Source organism: Variovorax sp. KBW07 (genome assembly GCF_003852515.1).
Classification (GTDB): Bacteria; Pseudomonadota; Gammaproteobacteria; order Burkholderiales; family Burkholderiaceae_C; genus Variovorax.
In genome coordinates this window covers 1-7,132 of the sequence record NZ_QAJK01000184.1, presented here as the reverse complement: position 1 = coordinate 7,132, position 7,132 = coordinate 1, and the positions used below count along the sequence as shown (strand labels likewise).

Sequence of the window (7,132 nt, the reverse complement as noted above, 5' to 3'; positions counted from 1 at the left end):
CGCTTCGCTCCTCCTTTATTTCGCTGCGCAGAGCACACCATCGACGTGAGCGGCTCAGAGCGGTCGTTGATCGAGCGACACAAGCGCAGCGCCCTCGTACGAATGGCATCGGGTGCTCCCCGCAGCGAAATAAAGGAGGAGCGAAGCGGGGGACATTCGCGGAGGGGAGTACCCGGTGTCAGTCGCACGCGCCCCGAATGAACCCGCACCCGCCCCCGCTCCCGAACAGCAGCCCCAAGAATGAACCCGACTGCGAACTAGACGCGAATCACTCGCCCCGGATTCAGCGTGTTCTTCGGATCGAGCCCCCGCTTGATCGCGCGCATCATCTCCAGCGCCACCGGCGACTTGTGCTTCTCCAGCTTGTCGACCTTCAGCGAGCCTACGCCGTGTTCCGCCGAGAACGAGCCGCCGAACTTTTCGACCGCGTCGTACACCAGCGTGTTGATCCGCTCTTCCTCGTTCACCAGGAACGCCTTCGTATCGATGTTCTCCGGCGCCTGGACGTTGTAGTGCAGGTTCCCGTCGCCCAGGTGGCCGAAGTTCACCAGCCGCACCCCCGCGATCTCGCGCGCCAGCAGTGCGTCCGTCTCGGCCACGAACGCCGGGATGCGCGACACCGGGATCGAAATGTCGTGCTTGATGTTCAGGCCTTCCTCCGCCTGCGCGAGCGGAATGTTCTCGCGGATGTGCCAGAGCTGATGTGCCTGCGTCAGGTTCTCGGCCACCACTGCATCCGTCACGCAGCCGTCTTCGAACGCCGTTTCGAGCAGCGCCTCGAAGCGCGCGCGGGCATGGTCTTCCGACTCGTTGTCGGAATTTTCGAGCAGTACGCAGTACGGCACCGCCGCGTCGTCCACGAACGGCACGCGCAGTTGCGGCATGTGCTTGGTCACCAGGCTCAGCGCAAACTTGCCCATCACCTCGAAGCCCGTCAGCCCCGCGCCCAGGTGCTTGTGCGCCAGGCCCAGCAGCGTCACCGCGTGGTCGAGCGAAGGCACCGCCGCCCAGGCCGTGAGCTGCGCGGCCGGCAGCGGGTACAGCTTCATGGTCGCGGCGGTGATGATGCCCAGCGTGCCTTCGCTGCCGATCACCAGGTCGCGCAGGTCGTAGCCCGTGTTGTCCTTGCGCAGGCCGCTGGTGCCTTCCCAGATCTCACCCTGCGGCGTGACCACTTCGAGGCCCAGGCACAGCTCGCGCGTGTTGCCGTAGCGCACGACCTGCGTGCCGCCCGCATTTGTGGCCAGGTTGCCGCCGATGGTGCAGCTGCCTTCGGCCGCCAGGCTCAGCGGGAACAGGTAGCCGGCTTTCTCGGCCGTTTCCTGCAGCGTCTGCAGGATGCAGCCGGCCTCGACGGTCATGGTGAGGTTGGCGGCGTCGATGCCGCGGATCGCGTTCAGGCGTTGCAGGCTCAGCACCACCTGCGTGCCGGTGTCGTCGGGCGTGGAGCCGACCGCCAGGCCGGTGTTGCCGCCCTGCGGCACGATCGACGCGCCGGCCGCGGCGCAGGCCTTGACCACGTCGGCCACCTGCTGTGCGTTGGCCGGGCGCACCACGGCCAGCGACTTGCCGCGCGAGCGCTTGCGCCAGTCCTGCTCGTAGGCGGTGAGGTCGCCCTCGTTCAGGACGTGCGATGCGCCGACGATGGCGCGCAGTTGGTCGATGAGTGCGGTGGTGGTGGCGGAAGAAGTGGTCATTGGGTGGAAGCTTCCAGGGGATGGGCAGCGGCAGAAGCAGACGCGGCGGCAGCAGCAGCAGCGGCAGCCTTCGCGTGGCGCAAGCGCAGCCGCACGTGCCAGGCGCAGGCCGCGAAGAGCACGAGGCACAGGAGCACTTCGACCAGCGCAAGGACCTGCCCCACGCCGTTGGTGTCGCTCCAGGCGCGCACCACGCCTTCGGTGAAATAGAGCCAGATCATCAGGCTGACCCAGCGGTAGGTGTACATGCGGTTCTTGTAGAGCCCCGCGAGCGGAATGACCAGCGGCAGCACCTTGAGCGCAAGCAGCGAGCCGCCCGGACGCAGCGGCGCCAGCCACAGTTCCCAGGCCAGGCCCAGCACGATCAGGCCGACGAGGCTGCCCACGGCAAGCCATCGGGTGGCGCGGACGGAAGAGGGCGGAAGCGGGGTGGCGGTCACTGTGTCGGAAGAGAGGGCGCCCCTTGGATGGCGGCGCATTGAAGGGCGGATGGCATGATACCGGCCATGAATCGCAGGCAGCTCTGGAGGGATCTTTCGCGCTTTCCGTGGCGCAACACGGCTGCGGTATTGGGCGAGCGTTTTCGCGAGGACCGGCTTGGCCTCACCGCCAGCAGCCTGACCTTTACCACCACCATCGCCATGGTCCCGTTCTTCACGGTGGCCCTTGCGCTGTTCACCGTGTTCCCGATGTTCGCCAAGATGCAGGGCCGCCTGCAGCGCTGGCTGATCGAGAGCCTGATTCCCGACAACATCGCGCGCCAGGTGCTGGGCTACCTGAACCAGTTCGCGAGCAAGGCCAGCGGCCTGGGCATCGCGGGCCTGATCGTGCTGCTGATCACGGCCATCGCGCTGATCCTCACGATCGACAAGACGCTCAACAACATCTGGCGCGTGCGAACGCCGCGGCCGTTCGCGCAGCGGGTGCTCATCTACTGGGCGGCCATCACGCTCGGGCCGATCATCCTGGCGGTGAGCCTGTCGACCACTTCCTATGTGGTGTCGGCCACCAGCGACGTGGTGGGGCGCGGCATGGTCAAGCTGTTCTTCGACACCTTCGAATTCGCGCTGCTGGCGGTCGGCATGGCCTCGCTGTACCACTACGTGCCCAACACCAACGTGCGCTGGTCGCATGCCTGGGCCGGAGGCATTTTCGTGGCGGCCGCCATCGAAATTGCCAAGCGCGTGCTGGGCTACTACCTGAGCCTGGTGCCGACCTATTCGGTGCTGTACGGCGCCTTTGCCACCTTCCCGATCCTGCTGGTGTGGATCTACGTGGCCTGGGTGATCGTGTTGCTGGGCGCGGTAATCGCGGCCTACCTGCCGAGCCTGCTGACGGGCGTGGCGCGCCGCGGCGGTGCCGCCGGCTGGCCACTGCAACTGGCACTGGAAGCCCTGCAGCACCTGGCGCGCGCGCAGGCCACGCCGGCCAAGGGCATGGGCGCGGCCGAGCTGGTGACGCGCATGCGCGTCGATGCGCTGCAACTGGCGCCGGTGCTCGAAACCTTGGTGGCGCTCGACTGGATCGCGCCGCTGGCCGAAGAACCGGCCAACGAAGACCCGCGCTACGTTCTGCTGGCCGACCCGTCGACGCCCATCGAGCCGCTGCTCAAGGAACTGTTGATGCCGCAGGCCGAGCCGCTCGAAGACCTCTGGCAAAAAGGCCCGTTGCGCACACTGCGCCTGGGCGATGTGCTATTGATTTAATAGCGATCAGATCTTGACCCGGCCGAGCCAGATGTCGCGGTACATGGTCCAGTCGCCCATGAACGAATAGAGCGGCCGCTTGAACGACGCCGGCTTGTTCTTCTCGAAGCCGAAGTGCCCGACCCAGGCAAAGCCGTAGCCCGCCACCAGCCCGGCCAGCAGCCACCACGGGTTGAGCGTGACCACCAGCGCCACCAGGCACAGCAGCGAAATCGTCGAGCCCGCGAAGTGCAGCCGCCGGCAGGTGCGGTTGGCGTGCTCGGTCAGGTAGAACGGATAGAACTCCGCAAAGCTCTTGAAACGGCGCGGATCGACGGCAGATTCCGGGGCGGTCGTGGTGTTCATCGTGCGAGTCTCCTGCGCCCCTGGAGGGGCTTGTCCATAATAGCCACGACCTTCCGGCCGCACCACCCCGGTCCACCATTGACACCTTTGCCGCATCCGCTTTGAGCGCTCTTCCCGCCGCCCCCGAATCCGCCGAGCCGGCCAGCAGCAGCAATGCGCCCTGGGTCGTGTGCCTGTGCGCCGAATGGTGCGGCACCTGCCGCGACTACCGGCCGCTGCTGGAGCAGGTGGCGCGCGCGCACCCGCAGTTCCGCTTTGCCTGGGTCGACATCGAAGACCACGCCGACATTGCCGATGCCTTCGATGTCGAGACCTTCCCGACGCTGCTGGTCGCCGGCGCGGACGGCACGCGCTTCCTGGGGCCATTGCTGCCGCACGCCGAGACGCTCTCGCGCATGCTGTCGGCACTGCAGGCGCCCAAGCCGTCGAGCTTCGACGTCGACCTGCTGCTTGCCGTGCTCAACAAAAAGCCCGCCGTCTTCACGGTCTGACCGGAACCTCCTCCATGAACATCCTGATCTTTGGCGCCACCGGAATGGTGGGGCAGGGCGTGCTGCGCGAGTGCCTGCTCGCGCCCGACGTGGAGCGGGTCGTGACTGTCGGGCGCAGCGCCACCGGCAACACCCACCCGAAGCTGTACGAGGTGATCCACAAGGACATGTACGACTACACGGCCATCGAGCCGGAGCTGAAAGGCTTCGACGCCTGCTTCTTCTGCCTGGGCGTGTCGTCCGTCGGCATGAAGGAGCCCGAGTACAAGCACGTGACCTACGACCTGACGCTGGCCGCCGCCACCGTGCTCGCGCGGCTGAACCCGGGCATGACCTTCACCTACGTGACGGGCGCCGGCACCGACAGCAGCGAGCGCGGCAGCAGCATGTGGGCCCGCGTGAAGGGCGCTACCGAAAACGCCTTGCTGCGCCTGCCGTTCAAGGCGGCCTACATGTTCCGCCCCGGCATCATCCAGCCGCTGCACGGCGCGCGCTCCAAGACGCCGCTGTACAACGGCATCTACGTCGTCATTGCGCCGCTGCTGAGCCTGGCCTACCGGCTCTGGCCCGACCGCATGACGACCACCGAGCAGGTCGGCCGCGCCATGCTGGCCGTGGCCCGGCACGGCGCACCCAAGGCGCTGCTCGAAGTGCCGGACATCAACGCCCTGCACTGAACCCGGTGCACGCCACCCGCGTCTCGCGCCGCCAGCTTCTTTTGCGGGCCTCCGCGGTGCTGGCCGGTTCCGCTGCCGTCGGCGTGGCCGAGGCCGAGGGCGCGTGGCCGCAAAAAGCCATTCGCCTCGTCGTTCCGATTGCGCCGGGTGGCGGCACCGACATGGTGGCGCGGACCATCATCGACACCTTGTCGCAGCGGCTGGGCCAGCCCGTCGTCATCGACCACAGGCCCGGTGCGTCCACAGTCATCGGCACCGACCTCGTGGCGCGGGCCCGGCCGGACGGCTACACGTTGCTGCTGTCGGGTTCCACCAGCTTCAGCGTGAACCCGGCGCTGCGTGGCCCGCAGTCGTACAACCCGGCGCGCGACCTGGCACCCGTTGCCATCGTCGCGCGCGTGCCGCTGGTGCTGTACGCGGGCGGCAACACGCCGTGGCGCTCGCTGCCCGAGCTGATCGCCGCGGCCAGGGCCAGGCCCGGAAGCATCCGCTACGCGACCTTCGGCAACGCGTCGGGCTCGCACCTGACGGGCGAGCTGTTCGCGCTGGCGGCGGGCATCACCTTGCAGGACGTTGCTTACCGGGGCAGCAGCCAGGCCGTGCTGGCCGTGATCGGCGGCGAGGTCGAACTCGGCGTCGACACCGTGGCCTCGGTCGCGCCGCATGCGCGCGCGGGCAGGCTGCGTGCGCTGGGCATCATGGGCGCTGCGCGCTCCTGCCTGCTGCCCGGCGTGCGCACGCTGTCGGAACAGGGCCTGCCCGATGCCAGCTTCGACGCCTGGTACGGCATGGCCGCGCCGCCACGCACCCCGGCGCCGGTGCTCGCCAAGTTGACGCGCGCCATCAACGCGACGATGTGCAACCCCGCCGTGCAGGCGAAATTGCGGGCGCAGGGCATGGAGCCGGTGAGCATCGGCGCGGCCGGTTTCAGCCGGCAGGTCGATGCCGAGATTCCGCGCTACCGCGCGCTGGCCCACCGGGCGGGCATCGTCAGCGACGAGTAGCGCCCGACGAGTAGCGCCGCCGCGGATTCGTCAGGCCGAGGGCGCGCCGCCGACGAAGTCGCGCAGTGCGAACAGCACTTCGTCGGGCGCCTCGCTCATGAGCGAGTGGCCGGCATGCACCGTCACCACCTTGCCATGCCGGGCCTTGCCGGCCAGTGCCTTGATGGCGCGCGGCGGCGTCATCTGGTCGGCGTCGCCCAGCAGGAACAGCACCGGGCACTGCACCGCTTGCATCGCGGCGTCGCCGTTGGCGTAGTCGTTGCAGGCCTTGAAGCCGATGTGGAACACATTGGCCTCGCGGTTGCTGGCGAGCACCCGGCGCATGAGCGCACGCGAGCTGCCGTAGAGCCAGGTGCCGGGGCCGAGCGAAGAGGGCGGCGGCGCGAGCAGCGAATGCGAGAAGGTGTTGACCATCGCGATGGCGCGCTGCGGATCGCTGATGGAGCTTTCGAGCAGCGCCGGCGACACGACCATGGGATACGCCGTGCCGACCATGGCAAGGTGCGTGATGCGTTGCGGCGCGCGCGAAGCGGCCTCCAGTGCAATCAGTGAGCCGAAGCTGTGGCCGACCAGCGCGGCCTTTTCGACGCCGGCCGCGTCGAGCAGGGCAATGACGAACTGCGCGGCATCTTCCACGCTGGCGGGTGGCGGGCCGTCGCTTTTGCAGTGGCCGGGCAGGTCGACCGCGAGCACGTTCCATCCATGGTTGGCGAACCAGCGGCTCTGCAGGATCCACACGCTGTGGTCGTTGAGCACGCCGTGAATGAAGACGACGGTGGGCTTGGCGGCATCGAAGGGCTTGCCGGCGGTGTAGCAGTAGGTGGTGTGGCCGTTGACGGCGTAGTTCATGGCTGTTGCTCCGCCGTGCGTTGTGTTGCGGTCTGGTTGTGTTCGGTGAAGGGAAATTCGGGGCGGGTGCATTCGGGGCGCGTGCGACTGACACCGGGTGCTCCCCTCCGCGAATGTCCCCCGCTTCGCTCCTCCTTTATTTCGCTGCGGGGAACACCCGATGCCATTCGCACGGTGGACGCGCCGCTGGTGATCCCGCGATCAACGACTGCTCTGATAACGCTCGCGCTGGCGGTGTGCTCTGCGCAGCGAAATAAAGGAGGAGCGAAGCGGGGGACATTCGCGGAGCAGAGCACACCGTCGGCGTGGGCGTCGCCCTGAACAAACCCAAACAGCAACGGTACCTACGAAACAGCCTTCAGC

The 7,132-nt window shown here is 67.7% G+C and carries 8 protein-coding genes; 4 read left to right on the top strand and 4 right to left on the bottom strand.

What is annotated here, in order from left to right; translation table 11 throughout:
• Positions 1-257 precede the first annotated feature (257 nt).
• On the bottom strand, positions 258-1,697 hold the full coding sequence (locus DBV14_RS30280) for an FAD-binding oxidoreductase (protein WP_124465153.1): 1,440 nt from the start codon (positions 1,695-1,697) through the stop codon (positions 258-260).
• A complete protein-coding gene (locus DBV14_RS30275; RefSeq protein WP_124465152.1) occupies positions 1,694-2,137 on the bottom strand; it encodes a DUF2069 domain-containing protein in 444 nt (147 codons plus the stop codon). Before DBV14_RS30275 ends, DBV14_RS30280 begins: the two co-directional genes overlap by 4 nt.
• Before the next feature lie 54 nt (positions 2,138-2,191).
• Here DBV14_RS30275 and DBV14_RS30270 point away from each other — a divergent pair, with 54 nt between their 5' ends.
• Positions 2,192-3,403 (top strand): YihY family inner membrane protein, encoded by a 1,212-nt coding sequence (locus DBV14_RS30270; protein ID WP_124465150.1) that lies wholly within the window; start codon positions 2,192-2,194, stop codon positions 3,401-3,403.
• Positions 3,404-3,409: 6 nt separating this feature from the next.
• Here DBV14_RS30270 and DBV14_RS30265 read toward each other — a convergent pair whose 3' ends face one another.
• Positions 3,410-3,748, bottom strand: a complete 339-nt coding sequence (locus DBV14_RS30265; protein ID WP_124465148.1) for an Mpo1-like protein — start codon at positions 3,746-3,748, stop codon at positions 3,410-3,412.
• A 101-nt stretch (positions 3,749-3,849) separates the two neighbouring features.
• On the opposite strand from DBV14_RS30265, the gene DBV14_RS30260 reads away from it, so the two are divergent.
• Genes DBV14_RS30260 through DBV14_RS30250 form a run of 3 tightly spaced genes read left to right on the top strand, consistent with a single transcriptional unit; the run spans position 3,850 to position 5,920 of the window.
• Entirely contained in the window at positions 3,850-4,239 is a 390-nt protein-coding gene (locus DBV14_RS30260; RefSeq protein WP_124465146.1) for a co-chaperone YbbN, read from the top strand.
• Positions 4,240-4,253: 14 nt separating this feature from the next.
• Positions 4,254-4,916, top strand: a complete 663-nt coding sequence (locus tag DBV14_RS30255; protein WP_124465144.1) for an NAD-dependent epimerase/dehydratase family protein — start codon at positions 4,254-4,256, stop codon at positions 4,914-4,916.
• A 5-nt stretch (positions 4,917-4,921) separates the two neighbouring features.
• Entirely contained in the window at positions 4,922-5,920 is a 999-nt protein-coding gene (locus DBV14_RS30250; RefSeq protein ID WP_185546175.1) for a tripartite tricarboxylate transporter substrate binding protein, read from the top strand.
• Between the two features lie 30 nt (positions 5,921-5,950).
• On the opposite strand, the gene DBV14_RS30245 is transcribed toward DBV14_RS30250, so the two are convergent.
• Complete coding sequence (locus DBV14_RS30245) at positions 5,951-6,769, bottom strand: alpha/beta fold hydrolase (protein WP_124465141.1); 819 nt, start codon at positions 6,767-6,769, stop codon at positions 5,951-5,953.
• Positions 6,770-7,132: the final 363 nt, after the last annotated feature.

What these genes read in the sequence shown, in the direction of transcription:
- DBV14_RS30280 (WP_124465153.1), bottom strand. Translation starts at nt 1,697, where the DNA reads ATGACCACTTCTTCCGCCACCACCACCGCACTCATCGACCAACTGCGC.
- DBV14_RS30270 (WP_124465150.1), top strand. Translation starts at nt 2,192, where the DNA reads ATGATACCGGCCATGAATCGCAGGCAGCTCTGGAGGGATCTTTCGCGC.
- DBV14_RS30265 (WP_124465148.1), bottom strand. Translation starts at nt 3,748, where the DNA reads ATGAACACCACGACCGCCCCGGAATCTGCCGTCGATCCGCGCCGTTTC.
- DBV14_RS30255 (WP_124465144.1), top strand. Translation starts at nt 4,254, where the DNA reads ATGAACATCCTGATCTTTGGCGCCACCGGAATGGTGGGGCAGGGCGTG.
- DBV14_RS30245 (WP_124465141.1), bottom strand. Translation starts at nt 6,769, where the DNA reads ATGAACTACGCCGTCAACGGCCACACCACCTACTGCTACACCGCCGGC.